We start from the raw sequence: 1,006 nt of genomic DNA, 5'->3' as shown, positions 1-1,006 counted from the left end.
TTCTACGTGAACGTGGCGCATGACCAAGAGCAAGCAAGACCTTGGTGGCCCCATATTTGGCTAATACTTTTGGCAAGTTCGCGGGGCTATGTACACGTATACCATTTAGATCCGTGCCATGAAGGTTTTGATCGTCGTCAATAAATGCTACCGGCTGCATCGCTTTACTATGAAACAATACTGAGCTGAGCTGTAAGCCAGATTTTCCTGCCCCATAAATCACAATGCGCTCTTTACTGCGCACCATCGAGGTATGTACTAATGATCGCGCAGTCATACGTGAGCCACCCACAAACACTAGTGCCAAACACCAGTAAATCACCGGCACAGAACGGGGCATTTCGGCTTGCAGAGCAAACGCTGAAAGCGCAAGTACACAAGCAGAAACACTAACGCCCGCTACCACTGCTTTCATAGCATGATTACTCATGTAACGAATCACCGCGCGGTACAAGCCAAACTTCGTGAACGCCAATAAGCTGCATGCAACGGTGACGCACATCGCTAAGACAATCGCACCAGAAGTTGGCACATAAAAAACATCAAGTCTAAGGCTAAATGCCATCCATATCGCTATAGGTAGCGAGATGGAATCTATGAGCAATGAAACGAGTCTTTTTTGATAACGAGGTAAAAAAAGAAGGTTTTTTAGCACGTCCTGCTTATCCCTAAATCACATCCAATGACTGCTTGAGGCATCTTTCGCGCCCTGTTTTTACTTTTATATAGTCAACGAGCGCTGAGCTGTCGAGCATAAAGGGCGTTAATTTTTATCGCCAGAAGCTAATTTTTATTGTGAATAACGTGCATCAGTTTGTCATAAAGCGAACCATAGTAAAAGCTAGTTTGTGCACTCTAAGTAGATTGGTTATTCTTTGGCCCGTTGCATGGAATTGCCTTGTGCAAGCAACACTATTCAATGCCTACACGGAGGAAGTAATGGCTCGCACTCACGTTTTTATTCTCGCCCGAAAGTACACGCACTCGCTCACCGTAAAACAATCAA

1 protein-coding gene is annotated in these 1,006 nt (G+C 45.1%); it reads right to left on the bottom strand.

Going from position 1 to position 1,006, the window contains the following annotated elements; all coding sequences use genetic code 11:
• On the bottom strand, nt 1-565 hold a 565-nt coding region (locus A3738_RS00660), incomplete at its 3' end, for a nucleoside-diphosphate sugar epimerase/dehydratase (RefSeq protein ID WP_369819749.1).
• Between the last annotated feature and the right edge of the window lie 441 nt (nt 566-1,006).

The sequence above is a fragment of the Oleiphilus sp. HI0066 genome (genome assembly GCF_001635725.1).
This window is presented reverse-complemented; position numbering and strand designations above follow the sequence as displayed.